Here is a 24,650-nt window from a genome sequence, read left to right as displayed (position 1 = left end):
CAGCGGTGACCCGGGCGTCCATCGATCTCAACGCGGATCTGGGCGAGGGCTTCGGCCGCTGGCGGCTGACCGAGGACGCGGAACTGCTCTCCGTCGTCACCAGCGCCAATGTGGCCTGCGGCTTTCACGCGGGGGACGCGGTCACCATGCGGCGGGTCTGCCGACTGGCGGCCGAGCGCTCGGTGCGGATCGGAGCCCAGGTGTCGTACCGCGACCTCGCCGGATTCGGGCGGCGGTCCATGGAGGTGCCCGGGGAGGAGCTGGCGGCCGAGATCGCCTATCAGATAGGGGCGTTGCAGATCTTCGCCCGGGCGGCGGGATCGCGGGTCTCGTACGTCAAACCGCACGGCGCGCTGTACAACCGGGTGGTCCATGACGAGGAGCAGGCCGCCGCCGTGGTCGAGGGGGTGCTGCTGTCGGGCGAGCGGCTGCCGCTGCTGGGGCTGCCCGGGTCCCGGCTGCACACCCTGGCGGAGGAGGCGGGGCTGCCGGTGGTCGCCGAGGCGTTCGCGGACCGGGGGTACACCGCCGACGGCAGGCTGGTGCCCCGGCGGGAGGAGGGGGCGGTGATCACCGATCCGGCGGCGGTGGTCGAGCGCTCCGTCGGCATGGCCCGGTTCGGGACGGTCGCCGCGCACTCCGGTGAGCCGGTGCCGGTGCGGGCCCGTTCGCTCTGTCTGCACGGCGACACCCCGGGAGCGGTGTCGCTGGCCCGGCGGGTGCGCCGGGAGCTGGAGTCGGTGGGCGTGCGGGTGGAGCCCTTCGTATGAGCCTCAGAGCGCTGCCCGTCGGCGAACGGGCCCTGCTGGTGGAGCTGGCCGACGGAGCGGAGGCGGGGGCGTTCCACGCCGAGTTGCTGCGGCGGCGCGCGGCGGGGACGCTGCCCGCCGTACGGGAGATCGTGCCCGCCGCGTGCACCGTGCTGCTCGACGGGCTCGACACCCCCCGGCGGTTCGCACAGGAGCTGGCCCGCTGGGAGATACCGCCGCTCGCCCGGCGGGATGAGCGGGTGGTCGAGATCCCGGTGCGCTACGACGGGCCCGATCTGGCGGAGGTCGCGGCGGTGTGGAAGGTGGCGGAGGAGGAGGTGGCGGCGATGCACACGGCGGTCGAGTTCCGGGTCGCCTTCTGCGGGTTCGCGCCCGGTTTCGGCTATCTGACGGGGCTGCCGGAGCGGTACGCGGTGCCACGCCGGGCCACGCCGCGCACCTCGGTCCCGGCGGGCTCGCTGGGGCTCGCCGGTCCGTACACGGGTGTCTATCCCCGGTCGTCGCCCGGCGGCTGGCGGCTGATCGGCCGGACGGAGCGGGAGCTGTGGAACCCGGAGCGGGAGCCCGCGGCGCTGCTGTCGCCGGGGACGCGGGTGCGGTTCGTGGCGGAGACGGGGGCGGAGTGAGCGACCGGGCCGTCGTGGTCGTCCGGGCGGGGGCGCTGACCACCGTGCAGGACCGGGGGCGGCCCGGCCACGCCCATCTCGGGGTGCCGTGCTCGGGGGCGCTCGACCTTCCGGCCGCCGCTCTCGCCAACCGGCTGGTGGGCAATGATCCGGGCGCCGCGGTGCTGGAGACCACCCTCACGGGCTGTGCGCTCCGGCCGCGGCGGGCGGTGACCGTCGCGGTCGGCGGGGCGCACGGGCCGGTGCGGGTCGACGGACGCCCGGCGGCGTGGGGGGCGCCGGTGCGGGTACCGGCGGGCGCCCTGCTCGATGTCGGCCGGGCGGTGTCCGGGGTGCGCGGCTATGTGGCCCTCGCCGGAGGCATAGCCGTCGCCCCGGTGCTGGGCAGCCGCTCCACGGATCTGCTCTCCGGGCTCGGTCCCCCGCCGGTCACGGACGGGACGGTGCTGCCGCTCGGGCCGCCGTCCGGGGTGCCCGCGCGGACCGACGGTGCGCTGCCCTGGCCCGCGCCGCCGGGGGAGCTGGTGCTGCGGGTGCGGTTCGGTCCGCGTGCCGACTGGTTCACCGGGGAGGCGCTGCGGACGTTCGTCTCCGGCGGCTACCGGGTGGCTGCGGCGGGCAATCGGATCGGGCTGCGGACCGAGGGCCCGGCGCTGGCGCGGGCGCGCGGCGAGGAGCTGCCCAGTGAGGGGATGGTGCTGGGTGCGGTGCAGGTGCCGCCGGACGGCCGCCCGGTGGTCTTTCTCGCGGACCATCCGACGACCGGCGGATATCCGGTGATCGCCGTCGTCGACGCACGGGACCTCCCGGCGGCGGCGCAGGCGCCCCCGGGGACCCCGCTGCGTTTCGTCCCGCTCGGCTGATGCGCGTCCGCGACCGGTCGCCGGGCACCCGCCGCACCGCTGCCGGCCCTCGGTGGCGGTGGGGCGCCGGATCAGTACCCGGGCGGGCCGTAGCCGCCCCCGCCGGGGGTGACGATCACCAGGACATCGCCCGGGGCGACGTCCACCGAGTCGACCCCGGCGAGGTGGGTGACGCTGCCGTCGGGGTGTTCGACCGAGTTGTGGCCGAGGGCCCCGGGCAGACCGCCCGCGAGGCCGTACGGGGGCATCCGGCGGTGGCCGGTGAGCAGGGCGACGGTCATGGGTGCCAGGAAGCGGAGTCTGCGGACCACTCCGTCGCCGCCGTGGCGGCGCCCCCGGCCGCCGCTGCCGCCGCGGATGGAGAACGCCTCCACACGCACCGGAAAACGCCACTCCAGGACTTCGGGGTCGGTCAGCCGGGAGTTGGTCATATGGGTCTGGACGGCGTCCGTGCCGTCGAAGTCCGCGCCCGCGCCGGAGCCGCTGGCGACGGTCTCGTAGTACTGCACCGTGTCATTGCCGAAGGTGACGTTGTTCATGGTGCCGGAGCCCTCGGCCTGGACCCCGAGGGCCGCGTAGAGCGCGCCGGTGACGGCCTGGGAGGTCTCGACATTGCCCGCGACGGTGGCGGCGGGGTGGACGGGGGCGAGCATGGAGCCTGCGGGCACGCGGACCTCCAGGGGCTCCAGGCAGCCGCTGTTGAGCGGGATGTCCTCGCCGACGAGGGTGCGGAAGACATAGAGGACGGCCGCCGTCACCACGGAGGTGGGGGCGTTGTCGTTGCCGGGGCGCTGGGGCGAGGTGCCGGTGAAGTCGACGACGGCGCCGCGCGCCTCCCGGTCGACCCGCAGGGCGACCCGGATAACCGCGCCGCCGTCGGTCTCGTAGGCGTACGCGCCGTCGCTCAGCCCGGCCACGATACGGCGGACGGACTCCTCGGCGTTGTCCCGTACATGGCGCATATAGGCGTGCACCACGTCCAGTCCGAACCGGTCGGTCATCCGGCGCAGTTCCTCGACGCCCTTCTCGTTGGCGGCGATCTGGGCCCGCAGATCGGCGAGGTTGACGTCGGGGGCGCGGGAGGGGTGGACGGCGCCGGTGAGCAGGGCGCGGGTCTCGCGTTCCCGGAAGCGGCCGTCACGGACCAGGAGCCAGTTGTCGAAGAGGACGCCCTCCTCGTCGACGGTGCGGCTGAAGGCGGGCATCGAGCCGGGGGTGATGCCGCCGATCTCGGCGTGGTGTCCCCGGGAGGCGACGAGGAAGCGCAGCCCTCCCCCGCCCTCCCCTTTCCCCTCGTCCCCCTCGGCCCCCTCGTCGAACACGGGCGTCACCACCGTCACATCGGGCAGATGCGTACCACCGTGATACGGGTCGTTGACGGCGTAGACGTCCCCCGGTCGCAGTTCTCCGGCGGCCCGGCGGCGGCGCAGCACCTCCTTGATCGACTCTCCCATGGAGCCGAGGTGGACGGGGATGTGGGGCGCGTTGGCGATCAGACGGCCCTCGGAGTCGAAGAGGGCACAGGAGAAGTCGAGGCGTTCCTTGATGTTGACGGAGTGCGCGGTGCTCTCCAGCCGGACGCCCATCTGTTCGGCGATCGCCATGAAGAGGCTGTTGAACACCTCCAGGAGGACGGGGTCGGCCTCGGTGCCGACGGCCACCCGGGAGGGGCGGGGGACGGCCCGGGTCAGCAGCAGATGACCCGCCGGGTGGACACGGGCGCTCCAGCCGGGGTCCACGACGGTGGTGGCATCGGGCTCGGCGACGATCGCGGGGCCGTCGACCGTGTCCCCGGGGCGGAGGTCGGCCCGGCGGTACAAGGGGATGTCCCGGTGGGCGCCGTCGGTGAACATCGTCACCCGGTCGTGGGGCGGGGGCGGCGCGGCCGGACCATGACCGCGGGACGGGGCCGACACGGCCGGATCGTGGCCGGTGCCGCCGTCCTCCGCCGGGCCCGCGCCGTGGCCCGGGTGGTCCGCGCCGTCGGCCGCAGGGCCCGGTTGTCCGCCACCCGCACCACGGCCACCCTCACCGCGGCCGTCCGCGGCCTGGACGCCTTCCTCGCCCGGACCTGCCGCCGCACCCGTGGCCTCCACCGTCACCGCCTCCACCACCACCGGTTTCTCCATGGTGAACGCGTAGCGGACGCGGTGGGCCGCGACGAAGGCGTCCCGCATGGCGGGGGCGGTGTCCAGGGGGACGGTCAGGGGCGCGTCGGTGCCCGCGTAGCGCAGCAGCACCCGGGCCCGGGTCGTGATCGCGGTGTCGGGGATGTCGTCCGCGCGCAGTTCGGCGCGGACTCCGTCGGCGAGTTCGGCGCAGAGCGCGTGCACCCGGTCGGCCGTCGCCCCGGTCAGTTCGGCCTCCACGGACCGTTCCCGCAGGGCGGTGGCGTCCGCGAGCCCGATGCCGTGGGCGGAGAGCACCCCGGCGAGCGGCGGCACGATCACGGTGTCGATCCCGAGGGCGTCCGCGACCGCGCAGGCGTGCTGCCCGCCCGCCCCGCCGAAGGAGGTGAGCGCGTAGCGGGTGATGTCATGGCCGCGCTGTACGGAGATCTTCTTGACGGCGTTGGCCATATGGAGGACGGCGATCTCCAGGAAGCCCGCCGCGACCTCCTCGGGGGTGCGCTCGGCCCCGCTCTCCCGGGCCACCCGGCGGGCGAGTGCGGCGAAGCGGAGCCGTACCGTCCCGCTGTCGAGCGGCTGATCGCCGCCCGGCCCGAAGACGGCGGGGAAGTGGGCGGGCTGGATGCGGCCCAGCATCACGTTGGCGTCGGTCACGGTGAGCGGTCCGCCGCGCCGGTAGCAGGCGGGTCCGGGGTCGGCGCCCGCGGAGTCGGGCCCCACCCGGTAGCGGCGGCCGTCGAAGTGGAGGACGGAGCCGCCGCCCGCGGCGACGGTGTGGATGTTCAGCATGGGGGCGCGCATCCGCACACCGGCGATCTCGGTGCCCGGTTCGCGTTCGAACTCCCCCGCGTAGTGGGAGACATCGGTGGAGGTCCCGCCCATGTCGAAGCCGATGACCCGGTGGTACCCGGCCCGGGCGGCGGTACGGGCCATGCCGACGACGCCGCCCGCGGGGCCGGAGAGCACGGCGTCCTTGCCACGGAAGTGGGAGGCCTCGCGCAGCCCTCCGTTGGACTGCATGAACAGCAGCCGGATGCCGTCGAGTTCGGCGGCGAGGGAGTCGACGTAGCGGCGCAGCACCGGCGAGAGGTAGGCGTCGACGACGGTGGTGTCGCCCCGGGGCACGAGTTTGATCAGCGGGCTGACCTCGTGGGAGCAGCTGATCTGGGTGAAGCCCAGCTCCCGGGCGGCCGCGGCGACACGGCGTTCGTGGGCGGGGTGGCGATAGCCGTGCACCAGGACGACGGCGGCGCTGCGGAAGCCGTCCGCGCGGGCCGCGGCGAGGCGTTCGGTGACGGTGGCGAGGTCGAGCGGGCGGACGGTCTCCCCCCGGGCCCCGACGCGTTCGGGGACCTCGACGACCCGTTCGTACACGGCTTCGGGAAGGACGATATGGCGGTCGAAGATCCGGGGGCGGTTCTGGTAGGCGATGCGCAGCGCGTCCGCGAAGCCCTCGGTGACAACGAGGACGGTGGGTTCGCCGCGCCGCTCCAGCAGGGCGTTGGTGGCGACGGTGGTGCCCATGGTGACGCGGGAGACGCGGTCGGCGGGGATCGGCGCGTCCGGCGCGAGATCCAGCAGTAGCCGAATCCCGGCGACGGCGGCGTCCGGGTAGCGCTCGGGGTCGTATGAGAGGAGCTTGCGGGTGACGAGCCGCCCGTCGGGCCGTCTGCCCACGATGTCGGTGAAGGTGCCGCCCCGGTCGATCCAGAACTCCCAGCGCCCGCCGTTCATGGCGCCATTCTGGCAGGAGGGGTCCCGCAGGGCCGTGAGCCGCGCGGCCCGGCGGGGGTGGAGCCGACCGTTCCGCGCGCACCGCCCAGGGACCCCGCGCCGGTCGTGGACCCCGCGCCGGTCGTGGACGTACGGACGGTGTCGAGGGCGCTCGGACGGCCGCCGTCCGAGCCCGGGGCGGGGCCGAGGCGGGGCCGAGGCGGCGCAAGAAAGCGGGGCGGCGCAGACGGGCTGAGGGCTGCCGGGGCGGGGCGCCGTGCGGCGCCGTGGAGCGGTCACAGGCCCGTGCCGACCGACCGCGGGGCGGGCCCCGGGTACCGGCCCGGCCGCGTCGGCAGCGCCGACGCCGGACGCGCAGATCTGCGTTTCTCCGACGTCCCGCGACGCGCAACGAGCCCGGCCGACGGGACACGCGCCGCCCCCGGAGCGGACCGCGCCGTGACGCGCGCAGGCCAGGGCGGCACCGGCCCGCGCGGCACCCCGGCGCGCAACCCGGCCGGTCCGTATCCGTACGGCGGGAACGGGCCGCCCCCGGACGGATGTCCACGGGGCCCGGGCACCGCCCGGCCGCACACTGTCCCGCCGGACGGAGCGGACAGACCGGACGAACCGGGCGCGACCGGGCGGTACGGAGTCCGGCGGGCGGCGGGCGGGGCGGCGCCACGAGCGGGCGGGGCGGGTGCCCCGGGCCCCGGGGCGGCGCGGTCAGACCGGGCGGTCGGGGCCGATCCTGCTGCGCACGGCGGTCTGGACCTCGGCCTCCTCGGCGGGGTCGGCGGCCAGTCTGCGCAGGCGCTCCGCGACCCGGACATCGCCGGTCTCCGCGTGGAGCGCGGCCACTTCCCGGGTGGTCTCCTCGCAGTCCCACAGGCATTCGACGGCGAAGCCGGTGGCGAAGGAGGTGTCGGTGGCGGCGAGCGCGCGGGCTGCGCGGCCCCGCAGATGGGACGAGGTGGTCTCGCGGTAGACATGGCGCAGCACGGGGGCGGCGCAGCCGATGCCGAGGCGTCCGGCGCCGTCCACGAGGGTCCACAGCGGCGGCGCGTCGGGCCCCTGGATCCGCACGGTCTCCCGCAGGGCGCCGAGGACGAGCCGGTCGTCACCGGCGCCGCCCCGGCAGGCGAGGACGCCCGCCGCGGACACGCCGAGGGCGTCGGACCGGTGCACCCAGCCGCGGGCGCGGGCGACGGCCTCGTCACCGCACATGCGCTCGAACGCGGAGACGGCGGCCTCGGCGACGACCGGCGAGCCGGTGTCGACGGCCCGTTCGACGAGGTCGAGGACGACGGGGTCGGAGATCTGGGCGAGATAGTGCAGGGCGGCGCAGCGCGCGCCGTCGGACCCCTCGCGGGCCACCGTGACGATGGCATCGCGGTCCTCGGACCCGGCGACGGCCGACAGACAGCGGGCGGCGGGCACATGGAGCGGAGTCCCCCGCTCCAGTCCCTGGTCAGCCCAGTCGAACACGGCCTGGACACTCCAGCCCGGACGGGGGCCGCTGGGCCGGAGCTGCCGCTGCCAGCGGTCGAAGGAACCGGCCTCCTGGGCCGCGCGCACCCGGGCACCGACGGACGGGCGCGGGTCCTCGGCCCACAGCCGCCACGGCCGGGGCTCGAAGGCGTCCCGCACGGTGGCCGCCAGCTCGGCCTCGCCCTCCGGGGTGTCCGGGAAGCGGTCGAGGACCGGGCGGGCCAGCGAGCGCAGCCCGGAGTCGTCGTCGCGCAGGGCCAGCTCGTCGAGTGCCCAGGCCCAGTTGGACCCGGTGGCGGCGTAGCGGCGCAGCAGCGCGAGGGCGTCCGCGCGACCGTAGGCGGCGAGGTGCCCGAGGACCGCGAGCGCGAGGCCGGTCCGGTTCTCGTCGGTGTCGAGGTGGTCGTCGGGGTCGCACACATGCCGTTCGATCGCTTCCAGACCGCCGTGGAGGTCCAGATACAGGCGTGCGTAGTACAGGGAGCGGTTCTCGACCTGCCAGTCGTGACGGGGGTCGTTCAGCACGCAGTGGTTGAGGGCGGCGAGCGCCTCGTCGCGTGGCGCGGCGAGCGCGTGCAACGTGCCGTCTCCGCGGCCCCTCTGGAGCAGACCGAGCAGGGTACCGCTCGGCGCTATGACTGGATCGAACATGGGGAAAGCCTCACATCAAGCTCTCGACGCAACCGGGGACTGGTGATGCCTAGGCCGCGCGCCGGCCGATGGGGCGGAGCGTCGTCGTCTGCGTCATGCGCTTGGTGGTGAGCATTTTCCTGCCTCTCGTCGGTGACCCCAGGGGAACTCCCGGTGATGTCCGGGACAGGGCCGTACGTCATCATGACCCACCCATATCGCCACCGCGACCACATTTACGACGCCCTTTGGCGGGGGCGCACATGGTGGTCCGATGGGAGATCGGTGTACTGCGGGCGCCGGATTCCTCGGCACGCGACGGTTACCGGACGGGAGGCCCGGGTGACCGTCAGCTACTGCCGAACAGCTCCAGAAGCTCCGTCTTCCCGAACATCCGCGCGGTATCCACGGCGGAGGGCGTTCCGGCCGCCGGATCGGCGCCACCGGCGAGCAGCGCCCGCACGACGGCGTCCTCCCCCTTGAAGACGGCTCCCGCGAGGGGGGTCTGACCGCGGTCGTTGGGACGGTCGGGGTCCGCGCCACGCGCGAGCAGGGTCTCGACCGCGGCCGTGTGCCCGTGGTAGGCGGCGAGCATCACCAGGGTGTCCCCGCGATCGTTGGTGAGATCGGCGGGGACACCGGCGTCGATGTACGCGGCCAGCTTCTCCGCCTCACCCTGGCGGGCGAGGTCGAAGACCTTGGTCGCGAGCTCGATGACTTCGGGGTCCGGGACCTCGCTCATCAGGTGGTCCGCCTTTCGCCGGTTTGAGGTGTACCGCGTTGACCTGGGACGCGCACGGCGGGAACAGCCGTACGAGTGAACCGGGACAGGTTACTGCCCGCCCGGCCGCCCCGGGGGCTCGACCGCCCCGCGGGGCCCGTACGGAGGCTCCCGGGCGGGCGGGGCCGCCCTGCCGCACGGCGGTCCCGGGCAGCCGCGGGAGGCGCCGCCCCGGGTGCCCGGCGGTCCCGGCGCACCGCCCCGGGCGGGCCGCCGGAGCCCGTTCCGGCCGGGCCCCGGCGGCCGGCTGCTCCGTCCGCGGGACCCCCGCAGGGGCGAACCCTCTGCCCCACTTCAGCGATTTATAGAGATTTTCACTCGTTTGCACCTTTCCTCGCACGGGTGCTACCTGTGAGGCTGGAAGTACTGATGGTGACTGTCCCCTCACCCAGGAGAAAAGCTCATGGTCCTCTCCATCTCGGGCGTGGTCCTTCTCGCGATCATCGTCTTCCTCTTCTTCCGCAAGGGCGGGCTCAAGGCATCCCACGCCGTCGCCTGCGCACTCTTCGGCTTCTTCCTCGCGGGCACCGCGATCGCCCCCAGCATCGACGCGGGCACACAGAGCCTCGCCAGCCTGCTCGGCGGCATCAAGTTCTGACAGCGCCGTTGGGGCGGTGCGATTCCGACAGCAACGCCACCGGCACCGGTGACCGGCATCCGTAGCGGTGCCCCAGTCACCGGTGCCGGTGGAACGACAACGACACGACCATCCAGGAGACCGATGTGGCCCGGCGACCGCTCCCCCGCATGTTGCGCGGCGGAAAGGCCCAGCTCGGAAAGGCCCCGTGGCGGAAGGCCAAACCCGGAAGGGACGAGTCCGAGAAGAGCGGTACCGGGAGAATCCGGCTCGGAAGGGACCGGCTCGCCCGCGGTCTGGAGCTGACCCGCAATGCGGCCGATGGCGCCGCCGATGTCTTCCAGCCACTGATCACGGTCGCCCGGGGGGTGCGCAGACTGGCCGGAAAGGCCCGGCAGAGCTGGTCCGCGACCCCGAAGGACCGGCGCGGCCCCACCCTGCTGCTGGTCGCGGGGTGCGTCATGGGGGTCGCGCTCGTACCGCTCGGCCCGGTGCTCGCCCTGATCGCGGTGATGGCGGCGGCGGCCTGGGCGGGGCGGGAGCGCGCCCCGGCACGGACCGGCCCCGGCCCGGCGGAGGCCGCCCGGCTCCAGTCGCTGTACGAGGCGCTGGTGCCGTACTTCTCGGTCCCCGACGACCCGGCCCCGCTGTACGCGCACGGCGGCTCGTGGACCGCCGCCCTCCACGACCCCGTGTTCGACGACAGCGGACGCCTGGCCGAACTGCGGATCGTCTACCCCGCGTACTTCACCGACGGGGAGGCCGCGTCCCGGGCCCGGATCGAACAGGTGCTGCACGCCAAGTCGGGCCGGGGCCGGGAGTACCGCTTCCGCTGGGACGAGGAGGGGAACCGACTGCTGATGCGGGTACTGCCCGCGCTCTCCACCGCCATCGCGGCACAGCGTTTCGTCACCGCGCCCGGGGAGACGGTCCTCGGCTTCACCGACGCGGACGCGGTGCAGCGCACCGTCCCGGTGACGGTGGCAGCGGCGGAGGCGGCGGAGGACGCCGCGGACACCTGGGACGCCTCCCCCGTCATCTGGCGCACGGGCCCCCGTTCCACCGAACCGCATCTGCTGGCCGTCGGCGGCCCCGGCGCGGGCACCACCACCCTGCTGCGGTCGATCGCCCTCCAGGCGCTGCCGGACGGCGACGTCCTGATCGTGGAGGGCAGCGGCACCGGCGAGTACACCTGCCTGAGCGGGCGTACGGGGGTGCTCGCGGTCGAGTGCGGCCTGGCCGGGGCGCTGAGCAGCCTGGAGTGGGCGGCGCACGAGACCGAGCGGCGGCTGATCTCCATGAACCGCGCCCGGCAGGCGGGGCGGCCCGCGCCCGAGGACACCCGGCGCCCGCTGTGGATTCTCCTCGACCGGCCCGCCGTCCTCGGACATCTCGCGGCGGCCGACGGGCACACCGATCCGCAGACCCTGCTCCAGGTGCCACTGCGGCACGGCCGGGCGGCCTCGGTGACGGTCGTGGTGGCGGAGCAGTACGACGCGCTGGACGCGCTGAGCGAGACGGTACGGACGCACACCCGCGCCCGGGTGGCGCTCGGGGCCACCGGGGCGGACGAGGTGACGGCCGTCCTCGGGGCCGCCCCGAACACGACGCCCGCGCCGGACGTGCCCCCGGGGCGCGGCTATGTGCGCCTGGGCACCGGGCCGGTGCTCAGGCTCCAGGTCCCGGCCACCCCCGACCCGTACGAGGACGCCACGGAGGAGGCGCACCGGCAGGCGGTACTGGAGCTGCTGCCGGAGCGGCAGGGCGGCGGGGAGGGTCCGTCCCGCGCCCGCCGGGCGGCACAGCTCTCGTTCGAGAAGACCGGGGCGGGCGACGGAGCGGGCACGCGGGAGCTGACCGGGGCACCGGCGACGGCCGACGGCTGATGCCCGACACCCCGTGGACGGCGATCCATGGCCGACGACCCGCAGCCGATGCGGCCGACGGCCCACGACCGGGAGCCGACGGCTGAAAACGGACGTCAGGGAGCCGACCGCCGACGTCCGGAGGCTGACGCCCCCGGGACTGTCCGAAAAAAGACGGGGTCAGGCCACGAAGGTCCGGGGCGTCTCCGCCCCTGTCGACGCTCCCGTCTCGACCAGCTCGGCGGCGGCGGCGAGCCGGGCGGCGGCCTCGTCGGCGACCGGCCCCGCGACCGTGAAAGGCAGCCGGACAAAGCCCTCGAAAGCCCCGTCGACACCGAAGCGCGGCCCCGAGGGCACCCGTACCCCCACCCGTTCGCCGACCTCGGCGAGGCGCGAACCCGACAGCCCCCCGGTCCGCACCCAGAGCGTCAGACCGCCGGACGGCACGGCGAACTCCCACTCCGGCAGCTCCCGGCGGACCGCCGCCACCAAGGCGTCCCGGTTCTGCCGGGCCTGCTCGCGGCGGGCGGAGACCGCCTCCTCCCAGCCGCCCGTCCGCATCAGCCAGTGCACGCCGAGCTGCTCCAGGACGGGGGTGCCGAGGTCGGCGTAGGCCCGGGCGGCCACCAGGGAGCGGATCACATCGGGGGCGGCCCGTACCCAGCCGATCCGCAGCCCCGCCCAGAACGCCTTGCTCGCCGACCCCACGGTCACCACCGTGGAACCCGCCGGGTCGAAGGCGCAGACCGGCCGGGGCAGGTCGAGGCCGGACTCCAGATGGAGTTCGGCCATCGTCTCGTCCACGACCAGGACCGTCCCGGCCGAGCGCGCCGCGTCGACGACGGCCCGGCGGCGCTCCTCGTCGGCGAGGGCCCCGGTGGGGTTGTGGAAGTCGGCGACGACATACGCCAGCCGGGGCGCGGCGTCCCGCAGCACCTGGCGCCAGCGGGTCAGGTCCCAGCCCGCGAGCCCCGGTTCCATGGCCACGGGGACCAGCCGGGCCCCGGCCTCGCGCATCAACTGGAGGATGTTCGCGTACGAGGGTGACTCCACCGCGATCCGCTCCCCGCGCCCGGCGAAGAGATGGCAGAGGGCGTCCATGGCGCCCATCGCGCCGGTGGTGACCATGATCTGCTCGGGCATGGTGGGGATGCCGCGCTCGGTGTAGCGGTCGGCGAGCATCCGGCGGAGCACGGGGATACCGGCCGGGTAGTCGCCGTGGGTGTGCGCGTACGGCGGCAGCTCCTCCAGCGCCCCCTGGATGCTGCGGGTGAGCCAGGGCTCCGGCGCGGGCAGCGCGGCGCAGCCCAGGTCGATCATCGAGCCGAGCGATTCGGGCGGCAGCGGCTCCAGCCCGCGGGCGGGCAGCGGATTCCCCGCCGGTACGGCGGTCCAGCTCCCCGCGCCCCTGCGGGATTCGAGGAAGCCCTCGGTGCGCAGTGCCTCGTAGGCGGCGGCCACGGTGGTGCGGCTGACCGAGAGGGAGAGGGCCAGCTCACGCTCGGCGGGCAGCCGGGCGGCGACCGGGATGCGCCCTTCGAGGACGAGCAGCCGCACCCCGTCGGCGAGCGCGCGATAGGCGGGCGGCTTACGGGTGCCGGGGCCCGCGGGGCGCTGCTGCTGGGACTGGAGTTGCCGGGCGAGCTGGGCCGCTCCCACCGCAGAGGTCCATTGGGCCATATAAATCAGTCCACCTTCCCCGGATTGGCCATGGTTGCCAACCATTCCATAGCCACAGAGTGTCATGAGCCAGTCCAGAATCGCCAGAGGGGACCACGACCGTGTCCAGAGGATCGATCGAACCCACCGACGAACCCGCCGGACCCGCCTCCGAGCAGGGCGAGCGGGGCGGGCACGGAGCGTCCGCCCGGCCCGGCACAGCGAGCGGAGCGGCGACCGGGCCACGGAGGACCGCCGCCGCGACCCCGGCCACCGGCACGGACACGGACACCGGCGCGGGCGTCCGGGGAACGGCCTCCCGGCGGCTGCCCCGCAGGCTCCTCCAGCTCTACGCCGGTCTGGTCCTGTACGGATTCAGCTCGGCGCTGCTGGTGCGCGCCGGGCTCGGCCTGGAGCCCTGGAACGTGCTGCACCAGGGCCTCTCCGAGCTGACCGGTCTCTCCATCGGTCTGATGACGACCCTCCTGGGCGTCGTGGTGCTGCTCGCGTGGATACCGCTGCGCCAGCGGCCCGGCCTCGGCACCGTCTCCAACGTGCTCGTCATCGGACTGGCGATGGACGTCTCGCTCGCGCTGCTCCCGGAGGTGACCGGGCTCGCCGTCCGGATTCCGCTGATGGTCGCCGGAGTGGTGCTCAACGGGCTCGCCACCGGTCTGTACATCGCCGCCCGCTTCGGCCCCGGCCCGCGCGACGGTCTGATGACCGGGCTGCACCGGCTCACCGGATACTCGATCCGGCTGGTGCGTACGGGACTTGAGGTGGCCGTGGTGGCGAGCGGCTTCCTCCTCGGCGGTTCGGTCGGCGTCGGTACGGTGGTCTACGCGCTGGCCATCGGCCCGCTGGCGCAGCTCGGGCTGCGGATCTCGGCCGTGCCCGAGGGGGACGGCGGCAGCCGGGTCGTCGCCTCGGGCAACGCGGAGCGAGGCACAGCGGAGCCGGGCACAGCGGAGCGGGGCGACGCGGAACAGCGCACAGCGGACAGCGGACACCGGGCGGAGCGCGGCCCCGTGAACCGCGGCACGGCCGACGCGGTGCGCGGCACGGCAGCCGTCCGGGCGGCGCGCGCGATACTGCGACGGTGACCCGCGCACCCCACCCACTCCACCCCTTTCTGACCCACCCCGGGCCGCTGCCGTTCGCCCACCGCGGCGGCGCGGCCGACGGCATCGAGAACACGGCCGCGGCCTTCCGGCGCGCGGCCCGTCTCGGCTACCGCTATTTCGAGACAGATGTCCACACCACCGCGGACGGCCGGCTCGTGGCCTTCCACGACACCACGCTGGACCGGGTCACGGACGCGCGCGGACGGCTGGACCGGCTGCCGTGGGAGCAGGTGCGGCGGGCCCGGGTCGGGGGCCGGGAGCCGCTGCCGCTCTTCGAGGAGCTACTGGCGGAGTTCCCCGGAGCCCGGTGGAACGTCGATGTGAAGGCGGATTCCGCCGTGGCGCCGCTGGTGGAGCTGCTGCGCCGGGCGGACGCCTGGGAACGGATCTGCGTGGGCTCGTTCTCGGAGGCGCGGGTGGCCCGCGCCGCCCGGCTCGCGGGCCCCCGTCTGGCGACGTCGTACGGCATGCGGGGAGTGGCGGGGCTGCGGCTGCGGTCGCTCGGGCTCCCGGCGGCGGTGCGCGCGGGCGCCGTCTGCGTCCAGGTGCCCGAGTCCCGCTACGGCGTGCGCGTGGTGGACCGGCGCTTCGTCCGCCAGGCGCGTGCGCGCGGGCTCCAGGTGCATGTGTGGACCGTGAACGAGCCGGACAGGATGAGGGCTCTGCTCGACCTCGGCGTGGATGGCATCATGACCGATCATCTGGAGACGCTGCGCGCGGTGCTGACCGAGCGGGGCGCCTGGGTCTGACCGTGAACGGCCCCGGCGCGCTCCCCGGGCCGCCCGCGCCGAGCGAGGGGGAGGCACGGATGGCCGCCGAGACCACGGACGCGGCGACCGGCGCGGACGGCGACCGGAGACGGGAGCAACGGGGCTGGTACTTCTACGACTTCGCCTGCTCCGTCTATTCGACGAGCGTCGTCACGGTCTTCCTGGGGCCGTATCTGACCTCGGTGGCGAAGGCCGCCGCCGACGCCGACGGCTATGTCCACCCGCTGGGCGTCCCGGTGCGGGCGGGCTCCCTCTTCGCCTACGCGGTCTCCGCCTCCGTGCTGCTCGCGGTGGTGCTCATGCCGCTTGCGGGGGCCTGGGCGGACCGCACCGGCCGCAGAAAGCCGCTGCTGGCCGCCGCCGCGTACACGGGGGCCGCGGCGACGACGGGGCTGTTCCTCGTCAGCGGCGAACGCTATCTGCTGGGCGCGCTGCTGCTGATCGTGGCCAACGCGGCACTCGCCGTGTCGATGGTGGTCTACAACGCCTATCTGCCGGAGATCGCGGCGCCCGGGGAACGGGACGCCGTCTCCTCCCGGGGCTGGGCCTTCGGCTACACGGCGGGCGCGCTCGTCCTCGTCGTCGATCTGGTGCTCTACACCGGTCACGAGCGCTTCGGGCTCTCCGAGGGGGAGGCGGTGCGGATCGCGCTGGCGTCGGCGGGGCTGTGGTGGGGCGCGTTCACGGTGGTGCCGCTGCGACGGCTGCGGGACCGGGCCGCCCCGTCCCCCGCCGCCGGAGCGGGCGGCGGGGGGCTGCGGCAGCTCGTGGCGACGCTCCGGGACATGCGCCGCCATCCGCTGACCCTCTCGTTCCTGCTGGCGTATCTCTTCTACAACGACGGCGTCCAGACGGTGATCTCCCAGGCGTCGGTCTACGGCTCCGAGGAGCTGGGCCTCGACCAGACGACGCTGATCACGGCGGTGCTGCTGGTGCAGGTCCTCGCGGTGGCCGGAGCGCTGCTCATGGCCCGGCTGGCCCGGTCCCACGGTACGAAGCGGACGCTGCTGGGCTCCCTGGCGGTGTGGACGGCGATCCTCCTCGCCGGGTTCGCGCTCCCGGCGGGCTCCGCCCCGTGGTTCTACGCGCTGGCGGCGATGATCGGGCTGGTGCTGGGCGGCAGCCAGGCCCTGTCGCGGTCGCTCTTCTCCCATCTCGTCCCCCGGGGCAAGGAGGCCGAGTACTTCGCCGCCTATGAGCTGAGCGACCGGGGGCTGAGCTGGCTGGGGCCGCTGTTCTTCGGGCTCGCGTACCAGTTGACCGGGAGTTATCGCGACGCGATCGGGTCTCTCGTGATCTTTTTCGGCATCGGCTTCGCCCTGCTCGCACGGGTGCCCGTACAGCGTGCGGTGGCCGCCGCGGGCAACCCCGTACCGGACCGGATTTAGACCGTGCAGCGAAAGGCCGGTAGTGTACGCGTTTGGCCTGCCAGGCGGACCGTTACTGCGCACAGGGGGGAAGTGGAATCCGTGGGTGACACTTTCTGTCAGATGTGACAAACCGGGCACTGGTGGGTACCCCAACCTTGGGAAAGCAGCGGCACGACGGGCGACGCATGACCCGGAACGGGAATCTTTACGGCCGACCGGACGTTGACCGGATGACGACGACAGCGACACCTGTCCTGTGGGCGACAAGCCCGGGAGGCACGATTCATGAGTGAGCGAGCTCTCCGCGGCACGCGCCTCGTGGTTACCAGCTACGAGACGGACCGCGGCATCGATCTGGCCCCGCGCCAGGCGGTGGAGTACGCATGCCAGAACGGACATCGTTTTGAGATGCCGTTCTCGGTCGAGGCGGAGATTCCGCCGGAGTGGGAGTGCAAGGCGTGCGGCGCCCAGGCACTCCTGGTGGACGGGGACGGCCCCGAGGAGAAGAAGGGCAAGCCCGCGCGCACGCACTGGGACATGCTCATGGAGCGGCGTACCCGCGAGGAGCTGGAGGAAGTGCTGGCCGAGCGGCTGGCGGTCCTGCGCTCCGGTGCCATGAACATCGCCGTGCATCCGCGGGACAGCAGGAAGTCAGCGTAAGGGGCCGCGCGCCCCGGAGCGATCAGCGATCAGAGCCGCGGGCCGGTCCGCACCCCTGGGTGCGGACCGGCCCGCGGCTCTGTGGTGTGCGCCCGCGCCGGGCGGGCTCCGGGATCAGGGGGTCAGCGGCGGCCTCGGGCCCTCGGGGCCGGAGGAGTGCCTGGACGCGTCGCCGGGGGTGCCGTCCGGGCGGATCACCTCGCCCTGGACGACCTTTCCGTCCGGTCGGCGCATCCGGGCCTGCTGGGCCTGCTGGAAGACGTCCTGGAGGCCGGGAGCCGCCGCGCGCACCCGGCGCTCCAGGGAGCGCTCGGCGGTGCGCTTCACCAGGGAGCGCACCGGCGGGAGCAGCAGAAGCAGCCCCACCGCGTCGGAGATCAGGCCGGGCAGCATCAGCAGCAGCCCGCTGAGCATCAGGAAGCCGTGGCCGCCGCTCCCGTTCTCGACCGGGGGCTTGCCCGCCTGCTGGCGCTGGACGGTCTCGGCGAGCCGGTCGAAGGCCCGGCGCCCGGCCCGCTTCACCAGCGCGCCGCCGACGAGCGCCCCGCCGAGCAGCAGGGCCACCACGGCCAGTCCCCCGGCCTCCCTCCCCACCAGGGTCAGCAGCCAGATCTCCAGAACCAGCCAGGCGGCGACACCGAGGGGCAGGAAGGCGCGGGCGCGTGAGCGCCGGGGGCCGGAAGCGGGCGGGGGCATGGCACCGGTCGTCATGCTCCCAGTGTGCCTGGACGCCCGGGAAAGCGTCGTCAGGGGGTGGAGCGGCCCCGCAGCCGGCCGGCGCGGTCCGAGACGCCCCATCCGGCCACCCGCCACAGCGCCTCGATGGCGATGTCGCGGTTCATCTTGGAGTCGCCGTGCTCGCGCTCGACGAAGGTGATCGGGACCTCCACGACCTGGTAGCCCGCGGCGACGGCCCGGCGGGCCAGGTCGACCTGGAAGCAGTAGCCCTGGGAGGTCACCTGATCCAGTCCGAGGCCGCGCAGGGTCTCGGCCCGGAAGGCACGGAAGCCGCCGGTGACATCGCGGATGGAGAGTCCGAGGAAGAGCCGCGAGTAGGTGCTGCCGCCCCGGGAGAGGATCTCGCGGGACTTGGGCCAGTTGACCACCCGGCCGCCGGGGACCCAGCGGGAGCCGAGGACGAGATCGGCGTTCTTGAGCGCGGTGAGCAGCCGGGGCAGTTCCTCGGGCTGGTGGGAGCCGTCGGCGTCCATCTCGATCAGTACGCCGTAGTCGTGTTCGAGACCCCAGGCGAAACCGGCGAGATAGGCGGCCCCCAGCCCTTCCTTGCCCTTGCGGTGCAGTACATGCACCTGGTCGTCGCCGGCGGCCAGTTCATCGGCGATCTTGCCGGTGCCGTCGGGGCTGTTGTCGTCGGCGACGAGGACGTCCACGTCGGGCACCGCGCTCCGCACCCGGGAGACGATCGCCTCGATGTTCTCGGCCTCGTTGTAGGTAGGGATGATCACCAAGGATCTGCCGAGCGGCCCGTACCGCTTCCCCTGGGCTTCGCTGTCCCTAGCGCCGTCGTTCACTGCTGGCCCCTTTGATGTCCGTGCACAGGGACCACCTTAGCGATCGACGGGAGCACCGGGGCGGCGGCACGGGCACACGGCCCCGCCGACCCGCGGCACGGGGGTGCGACCCGGAGCGGGGACGGCCGGGACGGCGGGAAGGGCAAAGGGAGCGGCGGGAGGGACGGAAGGACGGGCGGAGAGGCGGACGGAAAGGGGAGGGGGGCGGCCGCCCGCAGCGGGCGGCCGGTGCGCGGAGGGGTCCGGCCTCCTTCGGGCCGACCTGGAACCCGCTGGCTGCGGGTCGACCGAGAGCCGTTGTCTACTGAACGCCGGACCCCGTCCGGGTCGCACCTGCCGCCCGGCAAGAGCCTTCCCTCGTCCCCGGCGCGCGGTCGCTGGGCCTGGCTCCCAGTGGCCGTACCCCGGTGCGGCGCACGGCCCCATGGCCCAGCGGCGTTCGACGAGGGCGCGGAGGTCCGCCGGTCGGACGTCCTGTGGTGGACCCGGCCGAACCTACCGGCCACCGGGCGCTCCATGTCAACAGTCGTGCGGTCTGCGCGGTTTGCCCAATTCGACCGTTTCCCCGAAGAAGATCCGCAGGTCGCGGCCGAGCACTCCAGAAACCGGCTCCAAGCAGGAAAGGTCAGGACGTCACCCGTTCAGCCCCATCACATCCCGTTTGTCCAGATGGTCTGCCCGGCGACCACCGTCCGCAGACAGACCGGCAGTTCGGTCCCCGGGGTGAGGTCGGGCAGCCCCGGGGTGCCGGAGCGCGGATCGGTGGACCAGCGGGCCACCCGGTCGTCGGGGGCCTGCACGATCAGCTCACCGGTGCGCCACACGGCGTAGTCGGCGGGCGCGCCGGGGACCAGCACCCCGGCGTCGTCGCGGCCGGTGGCCCGCCAGCCGCCCCGGGTGTGGGCGGTGAAGGCGGCCCGGACCGAGATCCGGTGCTCCGGGGTGCGGTGGAACGCCGCGGCGCGGACCGCGCCCCAGGGGTCCAGCGGGGTCACCGGGGCGTCCGAACCCAGCGCCAGTGGCACTCCGGCGCGCAGCAGCGCCGCGTACGGGTTGAGCGTGCGGGCACGGTCCACGCCCAGCCGCTCCGCGTACATCCCCTCGTCGCCGCCCCAGAAGGCGTCGAACGCGGGCTGGACGGAGGCGGTGAGCCCCAGTTCGGCGAAGGCCGCGACATGCCCGGAGGTCAGCATCTCGGCGTGCTCGACCCGGTGCCGGGCGGCGCGCACCCGGGCGAGGCCGACGGTGTCGGCGGCGGCCCGTACCCCCTCGACGACGGCGGTGAGGGCGGCGTCCCCGATGGCGTGGAAACCGGCCTGGAGCCCTTCCTCGGTGCAGACGGCGACATGGGCGGCGACGGCGTCCGCGTCGATATGGGCGACACCGGTGTGCCCCGCGTCCGCGTACGGGTGGTGGAGGCAGGCGGTGTGCGAGCCGAGGGAGCCGTCCACGAAGAGATCGCCCGCGGCGCCCAGGGCGCCCAGCTCCCGGACCCGGCGGGCCCCCTTCGCGTCGGTGACCTGCTCGGCCCAGTAGCCGACGACCCGCGGACCGGGGCCAGCGGCGGCGAGCGACAGCAGACCGGTGAGGTCGTCCTCGCTGGAGATCTCGGGCCCGGCGCACTCGTGGACGGTGCCGATGCCGAGGGACGCCGCGCGCTCCAGGGCCGCCCGCTGGGCCGCCTCGCGCTGTCCGGGGGTGACGGCGGCGTACGCGGCGGCCCGTACGGCGTGGTGGGCGGCGTCGGTGAGGGGCCCGTCGGGGTGGTGGCCGCGCAGGGCGGCGACCTGGGGCACCCGGTCGAGCAGCGCGGTGGTGACCACGGCCGAGTGGACATCGATCCGGGTGAGGTAGAGGGGGCGCCCGCCCGCGGCCCCGTCCAGCTCGGCGCGGGTGGGGTGGCGCCGCTCCGGCCAGCGGGCGGCGTCCCAGCCGTGGCCGAGCAGCACCTGGTCCCGGGGGTGCCCGGCGCTGTACGCGCGCAGCCGGGCGAGGGCGTCGGCGAGGCTCACGGCGCCGGAGAGATCGAGGCCGGTGAGCGCGAGACCGGTGGCCGTGGTGTGCACATGGGCGTCGGTGAACGCCGGGGTCACCAGCGCCCCGTCCAGGTCGACGATCTCGTCCACCCCGGCCGCGAAGGCGTCGGCCGCCCCCTCGGAGCCGACCCAGGCGACATGCCCCCGTTCGACCACCATCGCGGTGGCGAAGGGGTCGGCGGGGCTGTGGACTTCTCCACCGCGCAGCAGCGTGGTGCGGTGCTCGCCGGGGAGGGCGGTGCTCTCGGTCATGGCCACCAGCCTAGGTCGTGGCCCCGCGCCCCCGGGCAGGGGCTCAGCCGCGCCTCCGCACCCCCGCCGGGGCTCAGATGCGCGGCGGGCGGGCCTCGTAGGGCGTGGAGAGGACGACGGTGGTGCGGGAGGAGACCCCGGCCAGCGAGCGGATCCGGCTGAGCAGGTGCTCCAGCTCCAGGGGGGTGGCGACACGCACCTTGAGGATGTAGTTCTCGTCCCCGGCGACGCTGTGGCACGCCTCGATCTCGGGGACGTCGGCGAGCCGTTCGGCGATGTCGTCGGGGGCGCTGGGGTCGAAGGGCTTGACCGAGATGAACGCGGTGAGCGGCAGCCCGACCGCCTCCGGGTCGACGACGGCCGCGTAGCCGCGGATGACTCCGCGCTGCTCCAGCCGGCGGACCCGCTGGTGCACCGCCGACGTGGACAGGCCGGTGGCCTTGCCGAGGTCGGTGTAGCTCATGCGCCCGTCCCGGACGAGCAATTCAACGATCTGACGATCCAGGTCCTCCATGTGGATCAACTTAAGGGCCGGAGCGCCTTCCGGCACAGCGGGAGAGGGCTTCGTATGCCACCCGGGGGCGGACATGTGACGAACGCCACAGAAGTCATGGCCTTCAGGCCGTAACCCGACGGTTACCTGCCGATCTCGATGGGAAGTGCTTGCTGTGGTCGAGGCCACATGAGCCCGGTTGGCCCACCCGAGGGGGAGAACCCATGCAGAATGTCAGGAATATCCGTATCGCATCGGAGCCTCTTGATCCGGCCGAGCCGGACGGGGTCGAGGAGTTCGACGCGTACGACACATTCGAGATGTACCGGGTGGTCTGCCCGGACTGCGATCGTCCGATCGCCCTGCTCACGGATGAGGACATCCTCCCCGAGCACGCGCTGTGCCCCACTCCGTGGAACCCCTTCGGGCTGACCGTGTGCGCCGGGACCGGCCGGCCGGCGACGCAGGCGCGTCCCGCCGAGGACGGCGAGGGCGTCCAGGAGCAGGACATGGGGCTGCTCCTGACGCTGCCTCAGGGGCTCGACTGGCGGATGCAGCCGTTCTCCCACGTGGGCGGCCCGGGCTCGCGCCCGCTGCGCAGGCACGCCGCCTGACCCTCCGCGCCCCGGACGGACCGGTGGGCGGCGGTCGTCGCGTACGGCCGGTTCACGCCCGACCCTCGGCGCGCGGGACGGACGGCCGACGGGCCGCCCGGGTCCGCACCTCGACCCATGCGTCAGGCCGTACCCCCGGCTCCCCGGGGGTACGGCCTGACGCATGGGAGCGGCCGGGGCGTCAGCGGCCGGGACCCGCCTCGGGCCCGAGCAGATGGCGGGCGACGACCATCCGCTGGATCTGGTTGGTGCCCTCCACGATCTGGAGCACCTTGGCCTCGCGCATCAGACGCTCCACGGGGAAGTCCGCGGTGTAGCCGTAGCCGCCGAGCACCTGGACGGCGTCGACGGTCACGGACATCGCGGCGTCCGTGCAGAAGAGCTTGGCCATGGCCGCCTCGCGGGAGAACGGGAGCCCCTGGTCCCGCCGCCGGGCCGCGGCCAGACAGAGGGAGCGCCCCGCCTCGATCCGGGTGGCCATGTCCGCGAGCAGGAACCGCAGCCCCTGGAAGTCGGCGATGGGCCGGCCGAACTGGCGGCGCCCGGCGGCGTAGGCCAGCGCCTCGTCCAGGGCCGCCTGCGCGATACCGACGGCGCAGGCGGCGATGCCCAGCCGTCCGGAGTCCAGCGCGGAGAGCGCGATCGTGAAGCCCTGCCCCTCCTCGCCGATCCGGCGGGTGTCCGGGACCCGGACCCCGTCGAAGTGGAGCTGGGCGGTGGGCGAGCCCTTCATCCCCATCTTCTTCTCGGGCGCGGCGGCCGTCAGCCCGGGAGCGTCACCGGGGACGAGGAAGGCGGTGATCCCCCGGGAGCCCTCGCCGCCGCTGCGGGCGAGCACCGTATAGAAATCGGCCACACCGCCATGGGTGATCCATGCCTTGGTGCCGGTGATCACCCAGTCCTCGCCGTCGCGGACGGCCCGGGTGCGCAGCGAGGCCGCGTCCGATCCGGCGGCGGGCTCGGAGAGGCAGTAGGCGCCGAGGAGCCCGCCGCCGAGCATGTCGGGCAGCCACTCGGCCTGCTGCTCCTTGCTGCCGTATCCGGCCAGGGCGTGGCAGGCGAGGGTGTGCACACTGGCGCCGAGGCCCACCGTCAGCCGGGCCGCGGCCAGTTCCTCCAGGACCTGGAGGTAGACCTCGTAGGGCTGTTCCCCGCCGCCGAACTCGGTGGCGTAGGGCAGCCCGAGCAGTCCGGAGCCGGAGAGCAGGGTGAAGACCTCGCGGGGAAAACGGCCCGCTTCCTCCTCCTCGGCGGCGCGGGGGGCGATCTCCCGATGGGCGATGTCCCGTACGAGCGAGACGAGTTGCTGGGATTCCTCCGTCGGCAGCTGACGGTCCACCGGCTGCGGGACGCGGTCGGACATTGCGGCGCTCTCCTCCCTGTCGGGCTGTGGGCGGCACGCGCTCAAGGGTGTTGGCGCGCCTCGCCGGACATTCCGCCGTACCGCCGGGCCGTACCGCCGGATCGCGGCAGGACGGCAGAACTGTTGCGGTGGCGCGTCGAGTATGCCCGATCATCGGACCCCCGTCACGGGTGAAGTGCGGAAATCTGCTTTCCGTACCTCACATGCCGATTGTCTGTTCGACGGGAGGGCGGTGGCAGCGGGGATTCCGGGGGCGGACCCGAATTCACCACCGCTTTCCCTTCCGGTTCCCGCGAACCGAAAATGGTCCAGACCTATGGAAGGAACCCGGGGAGGGAACCTAGAGCAGGAGAACTCCCGGAAGGGCCTTCGGCACCGGCGGCGCGATCCCCTCCAGCGGCGGGCACGGACAGCCCGGCTCGAATTCGCCGACCGTCGCAAGGGTCGCCGCCAGCAGCCGGGTGAGCAGTTCGCAGACCTGCTCACGGCCGGGTTCCGCCGGGTGGGCGAGCCACTCCAGGGCGATCTGTTCCACGGAGCCGAGCCAGCCGACGAGGGCGAGCCGCGCCGTCGGGGGAATCTCCCGGGTGCCATAGGCGCCTTCGGCGATGGCGGCGGTCAGTTCCTCCCGCACGGAATCCCTGAGCGACTGCACCTCGGGATCGAATCCGACCCCGCCGGAGGTGATGGTGCGGAATGCCGCCCCGTTGTTCTGGGCGTAGCGCAGATATCCGTCCACGGTGCGCCGGACCCGTTCGGCGCCCGGCAGTTCCGTACGATCCCGGGCGCGGGAGACCAGACCGGCCACGGAATCCTCGACAATGGCGAGGTAATAACCCCGTTTACTGGCGAAGTAGTAGTAGATCAGCCCCTTCGCGACGCCTGCCTGACGGGCGATGTCGTCCATGGACAGGGCGTCGTAGGGGGTGTGGGCGAACAACTTCCGCCCGACCGCGATGAGTTCGGCACGGCGGCCCCGGGGCTGCTCGGCCGTGGCGCGCCGGATGTCGTCAGGCGGGCCCTCAGTCAGGTCCTCAGGCAATTCCGACCCTTGTCTCATCTCAACGGGACACAGGATCTCCGCAGTATGGCAGAGGGCGGAGGCGGTCCGGCGCGGGCCCGCGGGCCCGCGCCGAAGGCCCGGGACGCACGGGCAGCCCTAGAGCAGACCGAGCCGGGTGACCAGCATCGCGAGCACCACGGCCAGCGCCCAGCCGGCGATCTGCTCGACCAGTTCGGAGCGGCGGTCGTCGGGGCCGCCGGTCCGGGGGCGGGCGGAGGCGGAGGCTGCGGCGAGCGGGGCCGGGTGCGCGGATGCGGTCATGATCGTGC

Annotated in this window: 20 protein-coding genes and 1 pseudogene; 10 read left to right on the top strand and 11 right to left on the bottom strand. The window is 74.0% G+C overall.

Features of this window, described 5'->3' with window-relative positions; all coding sequences use genetic code 11:
* Positions 1 to 5: 5 nt before the first annotated feature.
* Genes CRV15_RS24990 through CRV15_RS24980 form a run of 3 tightly spaced genes read left to right on the top strand, consistent with a single transcriptional unit; the run spans position 6 to position 2,259 of the window.
* Positions 6 to 770, top strand: coding sequence for a LamB/YcsF family protein (locus CRV15_RS24990; RefSeq protein ID WP_029182841.1), 765 nt, complete (start codon positions 6 to 8; stop codon positions 768 to 770).
* Entirely contained in the window at positions 767 to 1,396 is a 630-nt protein-coding gene (gene pxpB / locus CRV15_RS24985; protein WP_003959693.1) for a 5-oxoprolinase subunit PxpB, read from the top strand. The genes CRV15_RS24990 and pxpB overlap by 4 nt, the downstream gene beginning before the upstream one ends.
* Entirely contained in the window at positions 1,393 to 2,259 is an 867-nt protein-coding gene (locus CRV15_RS24980) for a 5-oxoprolinase subunit C family protein (protein ID WP_003959694.1), read from the top strand. Before pxpB ends, CRV15_RS24980 begins: the two co-directional genes overlap by 4 nt.
* A gap of 71 nt (positions 2,260 to 2,330) precedes the next feature.
* Here CRV15_RS24980 and CRV15_RS24975 read toward each other — a convergent pair whose 3' ends face one another.
* From CRV15_RS24975 to CRV15_RS24965, 3 genes are all read right to left on the bottom strand, one after another.
* Entirely contained in the window at positions 2,331 to 6,122 is a 3,792-nt protein-coding gene (locus tag CRV15_RS24975; RefSeq protein WP_003959695.1) for a hydantoinase B/oxoprolinase family protein, read from the bottom strand.
* Positions 6,123 to 6,827: 705 nt separating this feature from the next.
* Positions 6,828 to 8,243 (bottom strand): hypothetical protein, encoded by a 1,416-nt coding sequence (locus CRV15_RS24970; protein ID WP_003959696.1) that lies wholly within the window; start codon positions 8,241 to 8,243, stop codon positions 6,828 to 6,830.
* Between the two features lie 328 nt (positions 8,244 to 8,571).
* On the bottom strand, positions 8,572 to 8,964 hold the full coding sequence (locus CRV15_RS24965; RefSeq protein WP_003959697.1) for an ankyrin repeat domain-containing protein: 393 nt from the start codon (positions 8,962 to 8,964) through the stop codon (positions 8,572 to 8,574).
* 442 nt (positions 8,965 to 9,406) lie between these two features.
* Here CRV15_RS24965 and CRV15_RS24960 point away from each other — a divergent pair, with 442 nt between their 5' ends.
* Both CRV15_RS24960 and CRV15_RS24955 read left to right on the top strand, forming a co-directional pair.
* The gene (locus tag CRV15_RS24960) at positions 9,407 to 9,601 is read left to right on the top strand and encodes a hypothetical protein (RefSeq protein ID WP_003959699.1); all 195 of its coding nucleotides are present in this window, start codon (positions 9,407 to 9,409) and stop codon (positions 9,599 to 9,601) included.
* Between the two features lie 125 nt (positions 9,602 to 9,726).
* Positions 9,727 to 11,466: a membrane protein gene (locus CRV15_RS24955; RefSeq protein WP_009995458.1), complete on the top strand. Its 1,740-nt coding sequence runs from the start codon at positions 9,727 to 9,729 to the stop codon at positions 11,464 to 11,466.
* A gap of 159 nt (positions 11,467 to 11,625) precedes the next feature.
* On the opposite strand, the gene CRV15_RS24950 is transcribed toward CRV15_RS24955, so the two are convergent.
* On the bottom strand, positions 11,626 to 13,125 hold the full coding sequence (locus CRV15_RS24950; RefSeq protein WP_174391370.1) for an SCO1417 family PLP biosynthesis transcription factor: 1,500 nt from the start codon (positions 13,123 to 13,125) through the stop codon (positions 11,626 to 11,628).
* 305 nt (positions 13,126 to 13,430) lie between these two features.
* On the opposite strand from CRV15_RS24950, the pseudogene yczE reads away from it, so the two are divergent.
* The 4 genes and pseudogenes from yczE to CRV15_RS24930 all read left to right on the top strand — a co-directional run.
* Positions 13,431 to 14,063: pseudogene (yczE, locus tag CRV15_RS36855) on the top strand (membrane protein YczE); the annotation flags it as partial.
* Positions 14,064 to 14,203: 140 nt separating this feature from the next.
* Entirely contained in the window at positions 14,204 to 14,977 is a 774-nt protein-coding gene (locus CRV15_RS24940) for a glycerophosphodiester phosphodiesterase family protein (protein ID WP_003959703.1), read from the top strand.
* 59 nt (positions 14,978 to 15,036) lie between these two features.
* A complete protein-coding gene (locus CRV15_RS24935; RefSeq protein ID WP_003959704.1) occupies positions 15,037 to 16,386 on the top strand; it encodes an MFS transporter in 1,350 nt (449 codons plus the stop codon).
* Between the two features lie 267 nt (positions 16,387 to 16,653).
* Positions 16,654 to 17,028 carry an RNA polymerase-binding protein RbpA gene (locus CRV15_RS24930; protein ID WP_003959706.1) on the top strand — a complete coding sequence of 125 codons (375 nt, stop codon included), beginning with the start codon at positions 16,654 to 16,656 and terminating at the stop codon, positions 17,026 to 17,028.
* A 114-nt stretch (positions 17,029 to 17,142) separates the two neighbouring features.
* Here the strand turns inward: CRV15_RS24930 and fxsA are convergent, their stop codons facing one another.
* The 4 genes from fxsA to CRV15_RS24910 all read right to left on the bottom strand — a co-directional run bounded on the left by fxsA (position 17,143) and on the right by CRV15_RS24910 (position 21,362).
* Positions 17,143 to 17,739 carry an FxsA family membrane protein gene (gene fxsA / locus CRV15_RS24925; RefSeq protein WP_003959707.1) on the bottom strand — a complete coding sequence of 199 codons (597 nt, stop codon included), beginning with the start codon at positions 17,737 to 17,739 and terminating at the stop codon, positions 17,143 to 17,145.
* Between the two features lie 35 nt (positions 17,740 to 17,774).
* Positions 17,775 to 18,560 carry a polyprenol monophosphomannose synthase gene (locus CRV15_RS24920; RefSeq protein WP_003959708.1) on the bottom strand — a complete coding sequence of 262 codons (786 nt, stop codon included), beginning with the start codon at positions 18,558 to 18,560 and terminating at the stop codon, positions 17,775 to 17,777.
* Positions 18,561 to 19,210: 650 nt separating this feature from the next.
* Positions 19,211 to 20,848 (bottom strand): amidohydrolase, encoded by a 1,638-nt coding sequence (locus tag CRV15_RS24915; RefSeq protein WP_003959710.1) that lies wholly within the window; start codon positions 20,846 to 20,848, stop codon positions 19,211 to 19,213.
* A gap of 73 nt (positions 20,849 to 20,921) precedes the next feature.
* The gene (locus tag CRV15_RS24910) at positions 20,922 to 21,362 is read right to left on the bottom strand and encodes an Lrp/AsnC family transcriptional regulator (RefSeq protein ID WP_029182842.1); all 441 of its coding nucleotides are present in this window, start codon (positions 21,360 to 21,362) and stop codon (positions 20,922 to 20,924) included.
* A gap of 203 nt (positions 21,363 to 21,565) precedes the next feature.
* On the opposite strand from CRV15_RS24910, the gene CRV15_RS24905 reads away from it, so the two are divergent.
* Entirely contained in the window at positions 21,566 to 21,955 is a 390-nt protein-coding gene (locus CRV15_RS24905; RefSeq protein WP_003959712.1) for a hypothetical protein, read from the top strand.
* A gap of 181 nt (positions 21,956 to 22,136) precedes the next feature.
* On the opposite strand, the gene CRV15_RS24900 is transcribed toward CRV15_RS24905, so the two are convergent.
* The 3 genes from CRV15_RS24900 to CRV15_RS24890 all read right to left on the bottom strand — a co-directional run bounded on the left by CRV15_RS24900 (position 22,137) and on the right by CRV15_RS24890 (position 24,642).
* Positions 22,137 to 23,318, bottom strand: a complete 1,182-nt coding sequence (locus CRV15_RS24900) for an acyl-CoA dehydrogenase family protein (protein WP_003958040.1) — start codon at positions 23,316 to 23,318, stop codon at positions 22,137 to 22,139.
* 340 nt (positions 23,319 to 23,658) lie between these two features.
* Positions 23,659 to 24,378, bottom strand: a complete 720-nt coding sequence (locus CRV15_RS24895) for a TetR/AcrR family transcriptional regulator (RefSeq protein ID WP_003959715.1) — start codon at positions 24,376 to 24,378, stop codon at positions 23,659 to 23,661.
* A gap of 99 nt (positions 24,379 to 24,477) precedes the next feature.
* Positions 24,478 to 24,642 carry an SCO1431 family membrane protein gene (locus tag CRV15_RS24890; protein WP_003958043.1) on the bottom strand — a complete coding sequence of 55 codons (165 nt, stop codon included), beginning with the start codon at positions 24,640 to 24,642 and terminating at the stop codon, positions 24,478 to 24,480.
* Positions 24,643 to 24,650: the final 8 nt, after the last annotated feature.

This window comes from Streptomyces clavuligerus, assembly GCF_005519465.1.
Taxonomy (GTDB): Bacteria; Actinomycetota; Actinomycetes; order Streptomycetales; family Streptomycetaceae; genus Streptomyces; species Streptomyces clavuligerus.
Note: the sequence above shows the minus strand (reverse complement) of the source record. Positions and strands in the feature narration are given on the sequence as shown.